Source organism: Brevibacterium sp. RIT 803 (genome assembly GCF_016892625.1).
GTDB lineage: Bacteria > Actinomycetota > Actinomycetes > Actinomycetales > Brevibacteriaceae > Brevibacterium.
Genome location: NZ_JAFEMW010000001.1, coordinates 932,461 through 950,899 on the forward strand (window position 1 = coordinate 932,461; position 18,439 = coordinate 950,899).

The window sequence follows — 18,439 nt, forward strand, 5'->3', positions numbered from 1 at the left end:
CCCGCCGCTGGCGATGTGCTCGACCTCAGCTCGCACGGGGCCGTTCGGCGCCGCTCATGCGGGTCACGGATTCCCGGGGTGAGGAGATGGGATGACCCGCGGCGCACTCGACGACAGCTGTCACTGGCTGGCCGCAGTCGCGATGCAGCACTTCGAGCGGCGGACCGCCCGATCCGACGTCCTGGCCACCGCCGTGCCTATCTCCCCAGCGCAGCAGAGAGATCATCACCGGATAGAGGTCGAGGCCCTTGTCCGTCAGCAGGTATTCCTTGCGGGCCCGCTGACCGACTTCGCGATAGGCCTTCGCCGTCAGTACTCCGGCGGTGACAAGCTTGCGCAGCCGGTCGGAGAGCACCGGGTCCGAGACGCCGACATGGTCACGGATCTGGTCGAACCGGCGCACTCCATTGAACGCCTCACGGAGGATGAGCACGGTCCACTTCTCCCCGATGACGTCCAAGGTCTTCTGGATCGAGCAGTCTGCAGTATCGAAATCCAGCCAGTCCATATGCGCTCCTTCGTTTGACCGCCTGATCCATTGTAGGCTAACTTCAAATTATTCAGCCAGCTCGAAGGGGAACTCATGAATCCGCAGTCAGACTCACTTCCAGACGTCTCGCTTGAGACAGCCAGCAACTTCGTCGCCGCCTCGGGTCTCATCATCGACGAGGTCACGAATACAACTGTCCGCGGCCATGCCGACCTGGGCTCCGACCATCACACGCCCTGGGGTGTCGTCCACGGCGGCGTGTACACAACGCTTGTGGAGAGCACGGGAAGCATCGGCGCCAGCCACGCCGTGGGCGAGCGCGGCGAGTTCGCCGTCGGCATCCACAACGCCACCGACTTCCTGCGCCCGACCACCGGCGCTCGTGTCGAAGTCGAGGGCACTGCCCTGCACCAGGGCCGAACCCAGCAGCTGTGGGAGGTCATCATCACCGACACCTCCTCGGACAAGGTTCTCGCCCGCGGTCAGCTGCGCCTGCAGAACGTCCCTATGCCGAAGGAAGCCAACTGAGATGAGCAGGCAATCACACACTCGCGAAGCCACGGTGACGTGGAACGACCCCTCTGAGGGGCTGGCACTTCTGCCGACGCTGGACGGCATCGACTACCTGCGCAAGATGGCTGCCGGTGAAATCCCCGGAGCACCCATCGGTTCCCATATGGGCATGGAGATCGCCGAGGTGGGCGTAGGCAGTGTCACATTCCACTGCCGTCCCGATGAGTCCCATTACAACCCGATCGGCATGGTTCACGGAGGATTGGTCTGCACCCTGCTCGACTCGGTACTCGGGTGCGCGGCGCACACCACCTTGCCGAAGGGCACCGGGCACACCTCGATCGAGATCAAGGTCAACTACCTGCGCCCGGTTACAGCAGGCAGCGGGCCGCTTGTCGCCACAGGTCGAGTCGTCAAGCCCGGTCGCCGAGTGATCTTCTCCGAAGGCGAAGTCGTCGACAACAAGGGCAAGACCGTCGCCACAGCTTCCGGCAGTCTGCTCGTCTTCCCACTGGAAGCCTAGTAGCGCGCGGCTCTGCAGCCGTGGTTGGCTCAGCGGCCGGTTCCCGCCTGGCGACAGCCTCGGCGGCCAATCGCGGTCTATTCCTGCGGTGCTGCGGACTCTGTTTCATCGGTCGAGCCATCCGCGCGTCCGTCGGTCGAGTCCGCGTCGCCGTCATTCGGGTTCGTGTCACCATCGGTCGGACTCGTTGAGGATTCTGTTGAGTTCGCTCCCGAGGACTCGTCCGAAGACTCCTCCGGGGTCTCCTCGGACGCTGATTCGGCACTGACACTCTCGCCCTCGCCCGGTTCCGGCCAAGCCACTTCCTTGTTGAAAGCGGGCTGATCCGCGCACGTGTCGAGCACGGCCTCCATCGCGTCCTTCTCAGCAGAGGCCACCCACAGTCCGTACTTGTGCTTGATCGCGATCTGCCGAGATACGTATTCGCATTGGAAGTCCTCGTTCGGCGGCAGCCATGCGGCCGCATCGCCGCCGCCCTTCTGTCGAATGACATTCGCGCTCACGGTCAGCAGGTTGAGCGGATCATTTCCGAACTCCCGCAGCTCGTCGACGGACATGCCCGAGGCCCCGGTCTGCCAGGCGTTGGAGCCGGAGACGATGTAGTCGACGTCGACATTGGCAGACCCGCGCTCGAAGGCGTATGACTCACCAAGGTATTTGTCTTCGAGATCACCGGCGATGGCGACACAGCCGTTGGTCTCCGCCTCGATCTTCAGATCCGTGAGGTCGCGTCTGAGTGCGTCGTTGCGTGTATCGCAGCCGTTGTCATCGACATCCGAGGTCCAGTCGAAGAGTTCCGGGTCGTAGCCGGTCCTGTGCTCCTTGACCTTGACGTCAAGCTCGTCGAGCATCGAACGCGCCGGACTCAACCCGGTGGTACGTTCGTTATCCTGTGGAGAATCGCTGCCGTCTTCACCGTCAGCGGCAGGCTTCGACTCGTTCTGCGCGGAGACATCGGGGCCTGAATCTGCGGGCACTTCCTGGTCATTGTGCGGTCGAATTCCCTGGGCGGGTGCCGCCGAGGCTGAAGGCCGTGAGGGAACCGGGTCGGAATCCGCTGTGCCGCCCCCGCCGGTCGACCAGGCAACTTCGCTTCCGTTGACCTGGCTTGAGCCGCTGCTGCCACACCCGGAGAGCAAGGCAAGAACAAATATGGCAAAAAGGGACATTGCCCGAATTCGAGTGCTGCGAGTCGCGACTGCGGAGTTCATCGAATTGGACACGCTTGAAATGCTAGGGCAGGTTGTCACTATTGGGAACGACCATGAGCATTCGGTAACCGATTCGTTATCTGTTGAAATCGAAACTGTCATAAAACTCTCATGTTCGGGACCTTCGACGACTATTCGCAGCCGATTCCGTCACCATCACGGTCAAGGTGAGACGCATACCCCGGGTCACCTCGGCGAACAGGTGCGGCACCGGCGTCACGAACCGCGGTGCAGTTCTTGTAGAAGATCGAACCCGACGATCCGGAGCCGGATGACGTCGATTTCTCACCCGAATCGCTCTTCGAACCGGAACTCGACTTCGAACCGGACGATGCCGGTCTCTTCGTCGTCGCGGTGCCTTCTGCAGTCTTCGCATTGTCACCCGCGCCGGGTTCTGGCCATGCGACGTTCTTCGTGAACGCGGGCTGATCATCACACGCGCTGAGGACTCGTTCCATCGCGGACTTCTCGGCTTTGACGACCCACAGCTCGTACTTGTGCTTGATCGCGATCTGGCGGGAGACGTATTCGCAGCGATAGCTCTTGGCCGGCGGCAGCCATGTTGCGGCGTCCCCGTCGCCCTTCTGCCGGTTGAGGCTCGAGTCCACGGCCAGCAGGTTGAGCGGGTCGTTGCCGAATTCCTTGAGTGTGCCCTCGTCGAACTTCGCGGCACCGGTCTGCCACGCGTTGGAGCGGGCAACGAGATGGTCGATGTCGATGTTGTTCGGGTCCCGGTCGAAGGCGTACGTCTCACCCTTGTACTTGTCGTTCACATCGCCGGCGATGACGACGCAGCCCTTCGTGCCAGCCTTGAGGGTGACGTCGCTCAGGTCCCGGCGCAGCACGTCATTGCGGGTGTCGCAGCCATTGTGGTCGGCATCCGATCGCCACTTGAACAGGTCCCCGTCGTAGCCGGCCTTCGGAGCCCGGCCCTTGACCTCCAGCTTCTGAAGCATTGCGAGAGCTGTACCGGCAGTCGTTCCGCCGGCTCGGCCCTGCTCTGTCTCCTCTGGCTTGTTCTGGCCGTCGCCGTCCTCGGCGTCTTCGTTCGGTGCTGCGGTCTCGGGCTCGGCTTCCTGCTCGGTGGCTCCTTCGGTCGCGGGGTCGGCTTCCGAGGTCCAGGATGCATCATCGGCGCTGGTCTCGACGTCGCCGCCATCGGCACAGGCGGAGATGAGGGTGAGACTGAGGATTGAGATGAAGGCGACGACCAAGCCGGCGCGCAGACGCGTCGAGGCATGATTGAGGAAGGCGGAGAAGGGCATGGGTGTCCAGTCGTGCACAAGGGTGGGAACGTGGTCGTGGACCGTGACCGGCAATGCTGCCGGCCCCCGATCCACTACAGATATGATATGACTGAACAATGGCCTCTGCACGATCTGCAGGCACATAGAGACGCATTCGTTATCGACGTCGTGCAGGTCACTCCCCCAGCCCCTTCAGTCGCTGAGGTGGATGGCCAGGTCCGTACGTCCGGGGTTCACGCCGTCGACCAGGGCCCGGGTCCTGCGGTCATAATCTCCGCCCAGCATCGTCCGATACGGGCGGACCCGCTCACGGGGAAGGCCCGCCAACCGGTCCGTCAGTCGCTGTCGTTCCTCTTCGCGCCCGGCCTCGCCGAGACCGTCCACGTCGTAGACCACGTGGAGGTCAAGCGCTTCGATCCCCACGTACCACAGGGCACCATGCGTCAAAGGGAAGAGCAGGGATTCCAGGTCGCCACTGATGCCCCGCGGGCTCAGCGTGCGCTGGTCGTCCCCAGCGGTGACAATGATCAGAGCCTTCCTCCCTATCAGCCGACCGTCGCCATACCGGCGCGGCAGCCCTGTGTCCTCGTCGAGGTCCCCCTGTGCGAATCCGGTCTGCAGCACCCGGTCAAGCCACCCCTTCAGCATCGCGGGAGGCCCGTACCACCAGAGGGGAAACTGCAGCACCAGCAGCTCAGAGGCCGCCAGGGCCTCCTGTTCTCGCCTGACCTCGGGTTCAACTTCGCCACGTGCATACGCCTCACCTGCCAGGTCCGAGACGTTGCCGGGGACCGTGGACAGGCTTCCCAGATCACGCTCACTCAGTGCCGGGTCGAATCCGTCGGCGTAGAGGTCAGACACAGTCACGTCATAATGTTCGGACAGTGCAGAGCAACCTGCCCTGAACAGGTGCTGGTTGAAGGAGTCTGCCCGTGGGTGCGTGTAGACCCAGTGGGCGCGGCCTGGCGTAGGTTCATGAAATGAGTTCATATGCCAATCTCACCGCACTTGAGTGAGACGCAGAATCGCCCACAGTCTCAAAAAGATCATTCAGCGTCTAAACTGGGGGTGTGGACACGCTCTCCGATGTACTCACGCACATCCGCTCCTCCGGCGCACTGGTGGGCCGGACTCTCGCGAACCCGCCCTGGTGCGCCACCTTTGCAGAGGATGCTTCTCTGTCCCTGGTCACGATGCTCCGCGGGGAAGCGTGGATCGTCGACGGCGAAGAATCCCATCAGCTCTTCGCCCACGACATCGCCATCGTCGTCGGACCAGCACCCTTCGACGTGACCAGCGACCCCGCAGCGAACCCCATCCCCATGTACGTTCAGACTCAGACCGGAGTCTGCTTCGCTGATGACGGCGCGCAGTCCGAGAACATTGCTCTGGGCACTCGAACGTGCGGCGTGCAGTTGGATGCAGATGACGCCATGCTGACCGGTTCATTCACCGTCACGGGGCGCATCGCCGATCGCCTGCTGAACACTCTGCCACGGGTCCTCGTCGTGCCGCGGGCCGTGCAGCGCACAGCGGCGCTGCAGCTGATGGAGGCAGAGATCCTGCGTGAGGAACCGGGACAGCAGGCTATCCTCGACCGGCTGCTCGATCTGGTGCTCGCAGGTGCCCTACGTGATTGGTTCGCCCTGCCTGAGGCGAGGGCGCCGGGCTGGTATCGGGCAAGTTCAGATCCGATCGTGGGCACCGCTTTGACAGCCATGCACGAGGCCCCACACCGAGGTTGGACCGTCGAGACGCTGGCGCGTCAGGCACTCGTCTCGCGTGCCACCTTGGCGCGCCGCTTCACGGATCTGCTGGGCGAGCCTCCGATGTCGTATCTGAACGGGTGGCGACTGTGCCTGGCCGCCGACCTCCTCGAGCGCACCGATGCCACAGTTGAGTCCGTGGCCCACGAGGTCGGCTATTCCAGCGGCTACTCTCTGAGCACCGCCTTCCACCGCGAATACGGCGTCCGGCCCAGTCAGCACCGTCAGGCGACAGGGAAACAGGCAAAGAGCTGAGGCAGGACACCCGCTCGTGCCATGGTGGAGAAGAACGCATTCGTCGGCGACGAAGGAAGAAGGGAGGCGATCATGCGACACGATGCAGAGCGACCGCAGACCACTGGCCTGATCACTGACGCCCCGGTCCCCGAGCACTGGATCCAGGTGTTGGCGACGATGCGTGCGAACCCTTTCACCCGCCTCAGTCTTGCCGAGGTCCGGGCCGAGGCGCCCCACATTCTCATCGTCTCCCCCACTGCCGAGGTGGCCCGCACCTGCTTCGCCGAGCTTCTCGGCAGCGCTGGTTCAGACACCGACACCCGTGCCACGGACGATTTCATCACGGCCATGAGCGCGAAGGAGGTTGTGCCCGCCGATATCCCCGCGGGGACGTGGATCTTCCTTCCCCATCGACAGGACGGGTGGACGGAGCTCGAGACCGCCTCGGCGAGGGTGCGGGCGGCGCTGGTCAAAGAGAACACGGCCCGGGAACAGAGAGAGAAGCTCACCCTCATCGAATACGGCATCAACCTCTGGCTATGGGCCGAACCGCCCTACGGCGGCGGCGATCCCGTCTGCCACGCCGGTGAACTCATCAGCTGGGAAAGTGCATGGACGCTGAGTGGGGCGAGCGACATAGGATCTGCTGGCGCGGGATCCGGTGGCACCGGACCCAATAGCACGGGAACTGCTGGCACCGGATTCTCCGCCCGTGCGCCGGAAGTCTCCTTGCGGCCGCCCATCTATTTCGGCCTGCCCGCCGTGCTGCGTGAGCGCCGCAGGAACGGGTAGAACCCGGAGCCTGCCACCTGGGAACTGACTGTCTCACTGCCTCTTGGTCCAGGCCTCACACGACGACGACGCGGCGACCCAGCGTTCAGGCGACGTCGGGACGGATAGGACGAAGGTCCGATCACGACACAGCGACCACGGCTCCGGCTGTGATCAGCAGGATGACGTAGCCCCAGGCGTGGATGATCTCCGGGATCTTGGGCACGCGACGACGCAGCAGAACTATCAGCGGAATCGCACCGATGAGGAGAGCAAGTGCCGAGCGCAGATCCACAGAGCCGACCATTCCCGGGACCTCGGTGGAGGCATGAGTGGTGAGTGTGACAAGCACAGCGGGGAGCATGATGACCAAGGTCAGCGGGTTGGCCAGCGTCGTGGCCACAGTCATGGTGGCCCCTGATCGGCGCATCATCGGCACGGTCATCACACTGCCGCCGACGCCGAGGAAAGACGCCAAGCCTCCGATCGGGAACCCGAACAGGGCGGCGATGCCTCGACCACCCTCACCGAGGTTCTCATCGTCTCCGACTCCAGCGGTTCCACCATTCCGGCCATCGCCGCCCTTTCCACCTTTCGTGCGCGCCTTCGCACCACCTCGGCGGAAGAAGCCGGGGCGGGCCAGGAGGTCGATCGCAGTCACGGCGATATAGATGACGAAGCCCCACTTCACGAGCGTTTCGGGTGCGAATTTCGCGCAGAAAGCGCCGAACGCCCCACCTGCTGCCAGGAGGATGAACAGCCACCACTCCCCCTTGAGATGAGTCAAGGTTTCGCGTTTGGTCGAGATCGTGGAGACGACGGCGTTGACGAGCATCACCAGCGCCGAGGTGGCTGCGGCCACCCGTGCCGTGTCACTGCCGAGGTCGGCGTGGACGAGGGTGATGATGGGGACGGTGACGAAGCCGCCGCCGAATCCGAACAGCACAGTGGTCAGTCCGACCAGAGCGCCGACGAACACCAATCCCAGAAGGTCCACTCGCCCATCTCACCCCACGGGCGCCTCGGCGGGCAACCCCTGACAGCTTCTTAAGTCAGCCGTCTTTCATCGCCTCGTGCAGATATTCCCGTGTTCGATCTTCGACCGCACCGTCCTCGACGAGCGTGCTGAGGAAGCCGCGTCTGCCCATTCCCGCGGAGAACCCTCAGTCACCCGCCGAGGTGGCACGGAGGACGTCGAGGAACGCCAGTGCCGCCGGGCTCGGGTTGAATGCGCTCCAGGCGAGGTATTCGATGCGCGTCGGTCCATCAGCAATCGGCACGACATTCAGCCCGCGAGAGTCCGCGACGACTCCCGGTGCCAGCATGGCCACAGCCAGATTCTGGTCCACGAGGTCAAGCATCACGTCGGTCGACATGACGTCGAAGGCAACCGTTCTTCTCAGCCCTGCTGCGGTGAAGGCTCGATCAGATTGGGACCGACCGGGGCTGCTCGCCGGAAAGTCAACGAAGGTCTCAGCAGCCAGGTCATTCAGGTGAAGTCTGCGGCGAGAGGCCAGCCGATGCTCCGGCGACATCACTGCACAGAGACGCTCGTGGGCAAGTATTTCAGTGGCCACACCTGTGGGAGGTGTGGCATCAGGGAGGCCGAGCACAGCGACGTCCATGGCCGATTCCCGGATCGCGGTGACGAAGTCGAGGCTGCCGCCGGTGGTCAGGCCGATCTCCACGTTCGGATGGGCTCGGTGGAAGACTCCGAGCGCGGCGGTGATGTCGACGGTCGTCACTGTTGGAATGACACCGATGAGGAGTCGACCGCGCAGGTCTCCGGAGGTAGAGACCGCCTCGGCGATGGCACGATCAGCAGCATCGAGAGTGGCTCGGGCTGCTGGCAGGAAGGCCGCGCCGGCATCGGTGAGTTCGACTCGTCTGCTGGTCCGGGCGAAGAGCTGAACCCCCAGCTCGTGTTCGAGGGCTTTGACCTGATGACTAAGCGCGGACTGCACCACATGAGATTTCACGGCCGCGCGGGTGAAGTTCCGTTCTTCGGCGACGGCGAGGACATATCGCAGCTGCTGCAATTCCATGGATCTATCGTGTCAGACGATCGGTGGGATGAAAACTATGTGTTGGACTCATTGACCAAGAGCCCTCGATGCTGGAGACATGACAACGACACATGCTGCAGACCAGGTCACCCCCGCCCACGGCACCGGCTCAACGGAATTGATGACAGCGACCACGGCACTGGCACCGATCGCCTGGGGCACCACCTACCTCGTCACGACTGCACTCTTGCCGGCCGACCATCCGCTGTCTGCAGCCCTCATGCGTGCGCTTCCGGCCGGAATCCTGGGCCTGCTCATCGCCCGTCGACTGCCCTACGGCGACTGGTGGTGGAAGATCGGTGTGCTGGGAACCTTGAATATCGGGCTGTTCTTCCCGCTGCTCTTCGTTGCCGCCGAGCGCCTCCCCGGCGGGGTGGCTGCCACATTGGGAGCAACGCAGCCGATCCTCATCACCGTCCTCGCCGTCACCGTCCTGGGCGAGCGCCTCTCCCGCTGGCGTCTGGCCTGGGGACTCATCGGTGTCATGGGAGTCGGGATGGTGGTGCTGGGTCCGGGCGCCGGCTTCGATCTGATCGGCGTCCTCGCTGGCATCGGCGGGGCGAGCGCGATGGGCACCGGAGTCATCCTCGTCAAACGCTGGGGGCGCCCGCCCGGAGTCGGCGCGGTGGGATTCGCCGGCTGGCAGCTCACCGCAGGCGGTCTTGTCCTATTGGCCCCCACCCTGCTGCTTGAAGGCCTCCCCGAGTCCATCGACAGCGCCGGGGTGATTGGCTACCTGTGGCTGGGCCTCATCGGCGGGCTGCTGGCCTACACTCTGTGGTTCCGTGGCCTGGGCAGACTTCCCGTCACTGCAACGGCCCTGCTTGGATTGCTCTCGCCCCTGGTCGCAACCGCGCTCGGTGTCGCCTTCGCCGGGGAATCGCTCAACCTCACCCAGCTCGCCGGTTTCGCTCTTGCCCTGGCCGCACTGTTCTGCGGACAGCTCTCACCGCCGACCTTCACTCGACGTCGGCCACTGGCCGCCCCGCCACTCACCCGACTCTTCACCCAGAACGGAGAAAGATCATGAGGATTGCAGTCATCGGAGCCACCGGAATGGTCGGCTCTCGCATTGTCACCGAGGCAGCCGACCGCAGCCATCAAGTCATCGCCGCCTCACGCGCGGCGCCGCACCACACCCGGAGAGAGGTGACATCGAAACAGGCAGATGCCCGCAGTGCCACCGATATCGACAATGTACTGGACGGCGTCGAGGCCGCAGTGCTCACCGTCCGAGCGGTTCCCGGCGAAGAAGATGCGTTCGTCACCATTACCAAGGTGGTCCTTGATGCCAGCGCCCGCGCCGGCATTCCCGTCTTCGTCGTGGGAGGTGCCGGACCGCTGCACTCACCCAAGGAGCACGATCGGCTAGTGGTCGACAGCCCCGCCTTCGTTCCGAAAAGGTGGCGGTCCACCGCCGCCGCCAGCGTCACCCAACTCGCGACCTGCGCCGAACACACCCATCAGAACTGGACCTATCTCAGCCCACCTGCCGTACTCGAACCCGGAATTCGCACCGGCTCCTACCGGCAGGGCACGACGACCCTCCTGACCGATCATGTCGGACGATCACACATCAGCGCCGAGGACCTCGCTGTGGCAGTCATCGACGAACTCGAGGCACCGGGCACTGAGCAGCACATCACGATCGCCCACAAGTGTCCGAGCACTTACGCCCTGTGAAAATGCGCTGAGCACACAACGATGGAGCCACCTCTCCGGGGGGTGAGATCATCTTGTATCCAAGATGGATCCAAGATACATTGTGTGAGTATATTCCACAGAACACGGAAGGCGTCGATGAAGACCCGGACTTCGGCACAGGCCAAACTGATCACCGCGCAGCTGCTCTCCGGAGCCGGAATCGCCTCCGGCTACGCGGTCGGCGGTCTGCTGGCCGAGGAGATCACCGGCAAGACCTCCATGGCGGGCATCGCGCAGATGAGCGTCATCCTCGGCGCCGGCCTCATCGCCTACCCCCTGGCCGTGTTGGCGGGCAAAGCCGGTCGGCGAACCGCACTGACGCTGGGATTCGGCATCGGCGCCCTGGGTGCGACGGTCGTCCTCCTCGGTGTCGCGTTTTCGTTCCTGCCGCTGTTCATGGTGGGCATGATGATGTGCGGCTCCGCGACCGCGTCTGGCCTGCAGGCTCGCTATGCGGCCGTCGACCTCGTCGATCCGAAATCCGCTGGGCGGGCCATGTCACTGGTGGTGTGGGCGACGACCATCGGCTCTGTCCTCGGGCCCAGCTTCACCGAACCCGGCGCCCACCTCGGCGCGGCACTGGGCATGAACGAACTGGCCGGTCCCTACCTGATCTCGATGACTGCCTTCGGGCTGGCGACCCTAGTCGCATCAACGCTGACCAAGAAGATCAAACCAGGAGCCACCGAGGCGAGCGCTGAATCCGATGAGCCGACTGTTGAGACTGCGACGATGAAGCTTGGTCCGGCGCTGCGCTTCGCCGCCGCCCGCCCGGTGCCCCTGTTTGCCATGGTCACGATCATCGCCGGTCAGATGATGATGACAAACGTCATGGTCATGACGCCCGTGCACATGGACCACCAGGAATTCTCTCTCGGCGCGATCGGCATCGTCGTCAGCGTGCACATCGCCGGCATGTACGCCCTCTCCCCCGTATTCGGGTGGATGGCCGATCGCTTCGGACCAGGAACGGTGATCGCCGGCGGCGTCCTCGTCTTCACCACCGCCATCACCCTCGGCGTCGTCGACGCCGCCTCCGAGGTCTCGTCCATGATTCTGCTCAGCACGGCGCTGATCTTCCTCGGCATCGGCTGGTCGATGTTCCTCATCGGAGGATCGGCGCTGCTGACAGCCTCGGTGCCGCGTCAGGCGAAGGTCCCCCTGCAGGGGGCGTCGGATTCGGCGATGAACCTCGGCGGCGCTCTCATGGCAGGTTTGGCCGGCACCGTGCTGCAGGCCGGAGGCTTCCTGTGGATCAACATGATGGCCACCATCGTGCTCCTCATCGCCCTGGCATTCTCAATCCGGGCCGTTCCTCTGATGCGTTGGCCCGGCCGGACTCAGAGGTCCGGATTGGCGAAGGACGTCGAGGATGCTTCGCATGTAAGTTGAGAGAGCAGATTGACACAGACGCAGGAGGGAATTCGATCCGGCAAATGAGAAGATTGCGGTCATGACCAGCAGCGGCGAGACCCAGAGCGCGGCCGAGCGCGCCTACCAGCTCATCCGCGCCCAGATCCTCAACGGCACTCACCAGCCTGGGACCATGCTGGGCGAGACCGGCCTGGCATCCGACCTCCAGGTCAGCCGCACACCGGTGCGGGTTGCTCTTGCTCGCCTCCAGGACGAGGGGTGGATCGTCATCTATCCCAAGCGCGGGGCCATCGTCCAAGGAGTCGATGAGCGCACGGTCGCCGAACTCGCCGACGCCAGGTTCGTCCTGGAGACGACGGCCGTCGACCGGGCCCCGGATGCCTTGAGACAGAAACTCGCCGAGGCTCTCGAACGCTCGATCACAGCACAGCAGACGGCCTTCGATGAAGGCGACGTCGCCGCCTTCATCGACCTGACACTTGAGTTCCATCGTGGTTTCGTCGAGGCCGGAGACAACGCCGTGATGCTGGAACTGTACTCACGGCTCTCCGACCGGCACCGCTTCATCCTCTTCGCCTCGGGAGACCGCCTTCTCGGCCGATGTGAGGAGATCATCGCTGAGCACGTTTCCCTGGTCGAACACCTGCGAGAGGGCGACTCCACCGGGTTCGCGGACATCCTGCGCGGACACCTCGCGGAGAACGCACCGCCCACGGCCACCTCGGCGAGGACGTCAGCGGCATTCGAATCGACGATGCTCCGGCGGCACTGACAAGCTTGCCTCCCAGCAGTAGGCTGAGTCCATGGAGCACAGATATCTTGGAAACAGCGGCCTGAAGATCTCGGAAATCACCTACGGAAACTGGCTCACCCACGGCTCCCAAGTGGAGAACGACACGGCAACGAAGTGCGTTCATGCAGCCTTGGACAACGGCATATCCACCTTCGACACCGCGGACGTTTATGCGAACACCGTGGCCGAACAGGTCCTCGGCGATGCCCTCAAGGGCCAGCGTCGCGAATCCTTGGAGATCTTCACCAAGGTGTACTTCCCGACCGGCCCCAAAGGTCACAACGACACCGGCCTGTCCCGCAAACACATCATGGAGTCCATCAACGGCTCCCTGTCCCGCCTGGGCACCGACTACGTCGACCTCTACCAGGCCCACCGCTACGACTATGAGACACCGCTGGAAGAGACGATGCAGGCATTCGCGGATCTCGTCCGCGCGGGCAAGGCCCTCTACATCGGCGTGAGCGAGTGGAACGCCGATCAGCTGCGTGCCGCGCACTACCTGGCCCGAGACCTGGGCATCCAGCTCGTGTCGAACCAGCCGCAGTACAACATGCTCTGGCGCGTCATCGAGTCAGAGGTCGTCCCGGCCTCGAAGGAACTCGGGATCTCGCAGGTTGTGTGGTCACCGATCGCCCAGGGTGTGCTCACAGGCAAGTACAAGCCGGGCCAGCCTGCCCCTGCCGGCTCACGTGCCACCGATGAGAAGGGCGGCAAGGACATGATCACCGACCGCTATCTCGACGATGAGACGCTCAATGCTGTGGCCAAGCTGGAGCCGATCGCGGCCGACCTGAACCTGACCATGGCGCAGCTCGCGATCGCCTGGGTGCTCGCCAACGACAATGTTGCAACCGCTCTCGTCGGCGCATCACGCCCTGAGCAGGTGGAGTCGAATGTTGCCGCAGCCGGAGTGAAGCTCGACACCGAGGTGCTCGCGCGCATCGATGATGCCCTCGGTGATCTGCCTGTCACGGATCCGTCGAAGACGAAATCTCCGCCGACCAGGATCGTGTGAGGCCGATCAGGATCGTGTGATCAGGTAGTCGCCTGCCGATCGTGCCCAGGTCGCCCCTCAGCCAGGTGACCGGGGCGCCGATCAGCACGGTCAGCTCACAGACATGGTGCCTGATCCTGCGTCCTCTGTCCTTGACCTCCGCCGACACCCTGTCCCCAGAGGCCGATCCGACGGGGAGTAGACTCGCACGGCGCGGTTGAGCACCGACGCGGAACGGATGGTCGGATCTGCACTGCTGCCGACCGTGCCGTCGTAGGCAGATGCTGAGGGGAAAGAGGGAAGTTCAGTGACAAAAGAGGACGACAGGCAGTACATAGCAGCCGATGGCAAGCCGATCAATCGGAATGTGGTCCTGGCAGTCCTTGTCTCCGGTGCCTTCGTCATCATCCTCAACCAGACGCTACTCAACACTGCGCTGCCCGCGTTCATGCAGTCCTTCGACATCACGGCCAGCGCCGCGCAGTGGGTGACGACGAGCTTCATGCTGGTCAACGGCATCATGATTCCCATCACGGCCTTCCTGATCCAGAAATTCACCACCCGCGGGCTCTTCCTCACAGCAATGCTGCTCTTCATCGTCGGCACGCTGGTCTGTGCGCTGGCACCTACCTATCCCATCCTTCTTCTCGGTCGTGTGATTCAGGCCTCGAGCGGCGGCATCATCATGCCGCTGATGCAGACCATTCTCTTCGCAATCTTCCCGGTGGAGAAGCGCGGTACCGCCATGGGCACATTCGGCCTCGTCATCGCCTTCGCTCCGGCAATCGGGCCCAGCCTCTCGGGCTGGATCGTTGATCACCTGCCCTGGGAAGTTCTCTTCTACATGATGTTGCCGATTGCGATCATCGACATCATCGTCGCCTATTTCATCCTCAAGAACGTCACCGAACGCACCTACCCCAAGCTCGACGTCGCCTCGGTCATCCTCTCGACCTTCGGCTTCGGCGGGCTGCTCTTCGGCTTCGGAACCGCTGGTGACGCAGGTTGGCTGAGCCTCGAGGTCATCATCCCCCTCGCCATAGGTGTGATCTCCTTGGCCATCTTCATTCCTCGCCAGTTCAAGCTGGACCAGCCGATGCTCGAGTTCCGAGTGCTCCGCTACCGCATGTTCACCCTCAACACCGCACTGGGTATGTGCGTCTTCATCGTCATGATCGGCGGCATGATGATCCTGCCGCTCTACATGCAGAACATGAACGACTTCTCCGCCATGGAATCAGGCTTGGTGCTTCTGCCGGGTGCGGCAGTGATGGGGTTGATGTCGCCGGTCACCGGGCGCATCTTCGACGCCATCGGCGCCAGATGGTTGGCCGTGGCCGGGTTCACCCTGCTCACTGTCACAACATTCCTGTTTGCCGACCTCGAGGCAGACACCTCGTTCATCTTCCTTGCCGTGGTCAACACGATCCGTATGTTCGGCGTCGCCATGGTGATGATGCCGGTGACCACTGCAGCACTCAATCAGCTCCCGCAGAGCCTCATCCCACACGGGACGGCGCTGAACAACACCTTCCGCCAGATTGCCGCCTCGGTGGGTACCGCTGTCCTGGTCACCATCATGGTCTCAAGTACACGCGACCCCGAAGTCTACGGAGTCGAGGGGCTGGTTCACGGCGCGGACGTCGCCTTCTTCGTTGCCGCTGTCATCGGCATATTCGGGATCGTCGGGTCCTTCTTCATCAAGAACTCGCACGGGCTTAAAGTAGAGGACTGAGGGAACTGACACGTCTCCTATGTCACCGTCGCAGCAACTGAGGCCCTCTCCACCGACTTCGGCACTAGAATAAGCCAAAGCAACAGACTCCCCGCCCCGTTGGAAAGAGAGTCTGCTGGCCAGATGATCTTCAGCTTCCAGGATTTCAGGTAAACACATGTCGAAACCCTCGCAGCCCCACATCAGGGCTGTCGAACGAGCCGTCACAATTTTGCAGACCCTGGAACGAGCACAACGACCTCTGCGCCTCAAAGAGATCGGCGAAGCGGTCGAGCTGCACAGTGCAACGGTGTCGCGGATTCTGTCCACTCTGCAGGCGTCGAACTACGTCGTCGAAGAGGATCAGCGCTACCGCCTCGGTGCGGCCGTGCTACGGCTCACGCACGGGTACCTGGTCAATGACCCACTCAGCCAGTTCGCCCGTCCTGTCATGCAGAGCCTGACTAGGCAGACCGGACTGACGTCGACCCTTCACCTGCTCAGCGGACTGGAGCGACTACTCTCAGTTCGAGTCGATGGCTTCGAACCGATGCAGTATCAGCAGCCGATCGGACGCTGGTTGCCTCTCTTCATCGGGTCTGGCAAAACGATCGCCGCCTTCATGCCAACCCAACAGCAGGAGGAAGTCGCGGCACTCGGCGACGGTCATGAGACCACCTCGCATCATGTACTGACAGCTGCAGAGATCCTCGAGGACTTCAAAGGGATCCGACACGATCGCCACCTCGTCTCCATCGGTGAACGCGATATCAGTATCGCGTCCATCTCAGTGCCACTCTTCACAGACGAGACTGTCGCTGGGTCCCTGTCATTGACAGGACCCAGCGACAGTACGACGCAGGAACAGCTCGAAAAGGTTCTACCTTCCCTGACCTCAGCAGGACACGAGATCAGCCGAATGAAGAGCTACAGCTGACGCCTATCAACACCCGCACGACGCAGGATCGTCTCCGCCCGAACCACGAACGGCCGATCGACGAACTGTCCGTCGGACAACATCACCGCTCCGCTCCCCTGCGCTGAGATTCTGTCAGCAGCCTCGACGACGCTGTGTGCCCAGTCGACCTCTTCACTGTCGGGACGGAATGCATCTCGCACAGTCTCCAGTTGCATGGGATGCAGAACGGTCCGGCCGAAGAAGCCCATCCCCCGCAGTTTGACCGAATCAGCTCGCAGACCCTCGAGATCTTTGATTCGCGGATAGACGGAGCCGGAAGGAGCTTCTTTCCCTGCGGCAGCCAACGCCATGACCAGTCGGATCCGGATCTGGTCAAGAACCACTTCACCTTCAAGATTGAGCACCGCCCGCAGGTCGTTGTCACCCAAGGAGACACTCGACGATCCATCTGCCCGGCAGAGTTCCTCGAGCGCCGCCAGACCCAGGGGTGATTCCAACAGAATTTGGATCTTCTTTCCCGCACTGATGATGGATTCGATTCGACTAAGATCGGCCAACGATTCGACCTTGGGGACGCGAATCCCTTCAACAGCGGGCAGCCTAGCGATCGCGTTAAGATCATCGACTCCCCAGGGCGAATCCAAAGCGTTCGCACGCACGAAGATCCGCGAAATTGCTGCGCTGCTGTCCGGTGACTCGCTCACGGGAAGCACGCTCACCGACGAAAGGAACTCGACAAGCTCGGCTCTGGCGCTGGTCTTCCGATCGACGTGGACAGCATCTTCGAGGTCGAAGATGACCGCATCGGCACCACGGTGCAGAGCCTTGTCCAACTTGCCACCACTCGATGCCGGAGTATAGAGCCAGGTGCAAATCTCGCTCATAAGACCACCCCCCGGGAGCGCAGATCAGCAATCGTCTCCGCGTCCACGCCGAGTCCGGACAGCACCTCGTCCGTGTCCTGCCCATGGCCCCGGCCTGTCCATTCGACACGGCCGGGCGTGTGTGACATGCGGAACGGAACGTTGAGCATCTTCATTGAGCCGAGATCCTGGTCGTCGATATCGATGACGGATCCCAACGCCTTGTACTGTTCGTCCTCGATGATGTCCTCAGCGTTGTAGACCAGCGAGGCTGCGGCGTGCGCCTCCCGGAATGCCGCTAATGCGTCGTGCGATGATTTCGTTCTCACCCAGGTGGCGACGGCATCGTCGAGTTCATCGGCGTGTTCGACTCGGCCCTTGGCCGACTTGAACCATTTTTGCTCGACATATTCACCGTGCCCGACAAGCTCGATGACTCGTTCGGCGATCGACTGAGATGACGTCGATACCGCCAGCCATCGACCGTCGGCCGTTTCGTAGAGATTGCGCGGAGCATTGTTCTCGGATCTATTTCCCAGCCGTTTGGGCACCAGGCCCAACTGGTCGAAGACGCTCACCTGTGGGCCCAGCGCGGAGAGCATAGGTTCGATGAGTGACATATCGATGTGCTGCCCCTGACCGTCAGACAGGCGCGAATGCACCGCCGTCACCGCGGCGAAGGCGCCCATGATTCCGGCAATGGAATCGGCCAGTGCCAAGGGCGGCAGGGTGGGCGGACCATCGGGTTGGCCTGTCATCGACGCGAACCCACTCATCGCCTCCGCGAGAGTACCGAATCCGGGCTCACTGGATTTGGGGCCGAACTGCCCAAACCCGGTCACGCTGACGACGATCAGGCCCGGATTGATCTCCGAGAGAGCCTCGTATCCCAGTCCCCATTTAGCCATGACACCGGGGCGAAAGTTCTCCACGATGATGTCGACGTCCGCAAGTAGACTGCGAATGAGGTCTACTCCGGCTGGTTCTTTGAGGTTGACGGCGACGGTCTTCTTGTTGCGTCCAAGCGTCTTCCACCACAGTCCGGTTCCGTCCTTCTGAAAACCGTGCCCGCGTGCCGCATCCGGCTGCCTCGGATTCTCGACCTTGATGACCTCGGCCCCGTAGTCGCCCAGGAGCGTCGCACACATCGGACCGGCGAACAGAGTCGACATGTCGAGCACCTTGAGGCCGTCCAGCGCACCCCGTGATGAATCGGCACTCGCTGATGAGCTGGTGGGTTCTTGCGTCAAG

Annotated in this window: 19 protein-coding genes; 11 read left to right on the plus strand and 8 right to left on the minus strand. The window is 62.9% G+C overall.

Annotation, left to right across the window (positions count from 1 at the left end):
- Window positions 1-25 precede the first annotated feature (25 nt).
- Window positions 26-508: a winged helix-turn-helix transcriptional regulator gene (locus JTF07_RS04215; RefSeq protein WP_204233030.1), complete on the minus strand. Its 483-nt coding sequence runs from the start codon at window positions 506-508 to the stop codon at window positions 26-28.
- Window positions 509-583: 75 nt separating this feature from the next.
- Between JTF07_RS04215 and JTF07_RS04220 the strand changes: the two genes are divergently transcribed.
- The gene (locus JTF07_RS04220; protein WP_204233031.1) at window positions 584-1,018 is read left to right on the plus strand and encodes a PaaI family thioesterase; all 435 of its coding nucleotides are present in this window, start codon (window positions 584-586) and stop codon (window positions 1,016-1,018) included.
- A 1-nt stretch (window position 1,019) separates the two neighbouring features.
- The gene (locus tag JTF07_RS04225; RefSeq protein WP_204233032.1) at window positions 1,020-1,526 is read left to right on the plus strand and encodes a PaaI family thioesterase; all 507 of its coding nucleotides are present in this window, start codon (window positions 1,020-1,022) and stop codon (window positions 1,524-1,526) included.
- Window positions 1,527-1,603: 77 nt separating this feature from the next.
- Here JTF07_RS04225 and JTF07_RS04230 read toward each other — a convergent pair whose 3' ends face one another.
- From JTF07_RS04230 to JTF07_RS04240, 3 genes are all read right to left on the minus strand, one after another.
- Window positions 1,604-2,695 (minus strand): HNH endonuclease family protein, encoded by a 1,092-nt coding sequence (locus tag JTF07_RS04230; RefSeq protein WP_204233033.1) that lies wholly within the window; start codon window positions 2,693-2,695, stop codon window positions 1,604-1,606.
- A 173-nt stretch (window positions 2,696-2,868) separates the two neighbouring features.
- Window positions 2,869-4,077 carry a GmrSD restriction endonuclease domain-containing protein gene (locus JTF07_RS04235; protein WP_204233034.1) on the minus strand — a complete coding sequence of 403 codons (1,209 nt, stop codon included), beginning with the start codon at window positions 4,075-4,077 and terminating at the stop codon, window positions 2,869-2,871.
- A 99-nt stretch (window positions 4,078-4,176) separates the two neighbouring features.
- The gene (locus JTF07_RS04240) at window positions 4,177-4,974 is read right to left on the minus strand and encodes an NAD(P)H-dependent oxidoreductase (RefSeq protein WP_204233035.1); all 798 of its coding nucleotides are present in this window, start codon (window positions 4,972-4,974) and stop codon (window positions 4,177-4,179) included.
- A gap of 80 nt (window positions 4,975-5,054) precedes the next feature.
- On the opposite strand from JTF07_RS04240, the gene JTF07_RS20790 reads away from it, so the two are divergent.
- Window positions 5,055-6,005, plus strand: a complete 951-nt coding sequence (locus JTF07_RS20790) for an AraC family transcriptional regulator (protein ID WP_204233036.1) — start codon at window positions 5,055-5,057, stop codon at window positions 6,003-6,005.
- A gap of 21 nt (window positions 6,006-6,026) precedes the next feature.
- A complete protein-coding gene (locus tag JTF07_RS04250) occupies window positions 6,027-6,779 on the plus strand; it encodes a hypothetical protein (protein ID WP_252199262.1) in 753 nt (250 codons plus the stop codon).
- Window positions 6,780-6,900: 121 nt separating this feature from the next.
- Here the strand turns inward: JTF07_RS04250 and JTF07_RS04255 are convergent, their stop codons facing one another.
- A complete protein-coding gene (locus JTF07_RS04255; RefSeq protein ID WP_204233037.1) occupies window positions 6,901-7,755 on the minus strand; it encodes a sulfite exporter TauE/SafE family protein in 855 nt (284 codons plus the stop codon).
- 166 nt (window positions 7,756-7,921) lie between these two features.
- A complete protein-coding gene (locus JTF07_RS04260) occupies window positions 7,922-8,803 on the minus strand; it encodes a LysR family transcriptional regulator (protein ID WP_204233038.1) in 882 nt (293 codons plus the stop codon).
- Window positions 8,804-8,882: 79 nt separating this feature from the next.
- Between JTF07_RS04260 and JTF07_RS04265 the strand changes: the two genes are divergently transcribed.
- From JTF07_RS04265 to JTF07_RS04295, 7 genes are all read left to right on the plus strand, one after another.
- On the plus strand, window positions 8,883-9,854 hold the full coding sequence (locus JTF07_RS04265; protein WP_204233039.1) for an EamA family transporter: 972 nt from the start codon (window positions 8,883-8,885) through the stop codon (window positions 9,852-9,854).
- The gene (locus JTF07_RS04270) at window positions 9,851-10,507 is read left to right on the plus strand and encodes an NAD(P)-dependent oxidoreductase (RefSeq protein ID WP_204233040.1); all 657 of its coding nucleotides are present in this window, start codon (window positions 9,851-9,853) and stop codon (window positions 10,505-10,507) included. The genes JTF07_RS04265 and JTF07_RS04270 overlap by 4 nt, the downstream gene beginning before the upstream one ends.
- Before the next feature lie 117 nt (window positions 10,508-10,624).
- On the plus strand, window positions 10,625-11,920 hold the full coding sequence (locus tag JTF07_RS04275) for an MFS transporter (RefSeq protein ID WP_204233041.1): 1,296 nt from the start codon (window positions 10,625-10,627) through the stop codon (window positions 11,918-11,920).
- 61 nt (window positions 11,921-11,981) lie between these two features.
- Window positions 11,982-12,674 carry a GntR family transcriptional regulator gene (locus JTF07_RS04280; RefSeq protein WP_204233042.1) on the plus strand — a complete coding sequence of 231 codons (693 nt, stop codon included), beginning with the start codon at window positions 11,982-11,984 and terminating at the stop codon, window positions 12,672-12,674.
- 31 nt (window positions 12,675-12,705) lie between these two features.
- On the plus strand, window positions 12,706-13,713 hold the full coding sequence (locus tag JTF07_RS04285) for an aldo/keto reductase family protein (protein ID WP_204233043.1): 1,008 nt from the start codon (window positions 12,706-12,708) through the stop codon (window positions 13,711-13,713).
- Window positions 13,714-13,999: 286 nt separating this feature from the next.
- The gene (locus tag JTF07_RS04290; protein ID WP_204233044.1) at window positions 14,000-15,427 is read left to right on the plus strand and encodes an MDR family MFS transporter; all 1,428 of its coding nucleotides are present in this window, start codon (window positions 14,000-14,002) and stop codon (window positions 15,425-15,427) included.
- Window positions 15,428-15,584: 157 nt separating this feature from the next.
- A complete protein-coding gene (locus tag JTF07_RS04295; protein ID WP_204233045.1) occupies window positions 15,585-16,343 on the plus strand; it encodes an IclR family transcriptional regulator in 759 nt (252 codons plus the stop codon).
- Here JTF07_RS04295 and JTF07_RS04300 read toward each other — a convergent pair.
- Window positions 16,334-17,209: an HpcH/HpaI aldolase/citrate lyase family protein gene (locus JTF07_RS04300; RefSeq protein WP_204233046.1), complete on the minus strand. Its 876-nt coding sequence runs from the start codon at window positions 17,207-17,209 to the stop codon at window positions 16,334-16,336. The two genes, JTF07_RS04295 and JTF07_RS04300, sit on opposite strands and share 10 nt — an antisense overlap.
- The gene (locus JTF07_RS04305; RefSeq protein WP_252199265.1) at window positions 17,206-18,438 is read right to left on the minus strand and encodes a CaiB/BaiF CoA transferase family protein; all 1,233 of its coding nucleotides are present in this window, start codon (window positions 18,436-18,438) and stop codon (window positions 17,206-17,208) included. The genes JTF07_RS04300 and JTF07_RS04305 overlap by 4 nt, the downstream gene beginning before the upstream one ends.
- Between the last annotated feature and the right edge of the window lies 1 nt (window position 18,439).